Raw genomic sequence first — 255 nt, 5'->3', positions numbered from 1 at the left:
AGCGCGCGAGTGGTGGCCACGGAGGCGATGACATTGACCCCGCCCAGACCCCGCAGGCCATTGGTGAGGCCCACGATGCGGACGCGGCGTCCATTGATCTCGGCGGTGTCGCCGGGCGCCACATCCAGCTTGTTCATATCAGCGGCGTCGATCAGCACCGTGTCCGGCTCCGCCAGACGCGAACGTTCCTCAGCCCCCAGCGTGCCCGCCAATGCCAGGGCCTGCGCATCCAGCGCCACGCCACCGAGATAGACG

The 255-nt window shown here is 68.6% G+C and carries 1 protein-coding gene; it reads right to left on the bottom strand.

Translation table 11 applies throughout. The annotated features are described in order from the left end of the window. The coding region (locus ACM0OY_RS40625; protein ID WP_414574334.1) for a hypothetical protein at positions 1 to 255 on the bottom strand (255 nt) is incomplete at both ends.

The organism is Nostoc sp. CCY 9925, from assembly GCF_963920935.1.
In the GTDB taxonomy this organism is placed as follows: Bacteria; Cyanobacteriota; Cyanobacteriia; order Cyanobacteriales; family Nostocaceae; genus Nostoc.
The sequence above is the reverse complement of the archived record's forward strand: the minus strand, read 5'-3'. Positions and strand labels throughout refer to the sequence as shown.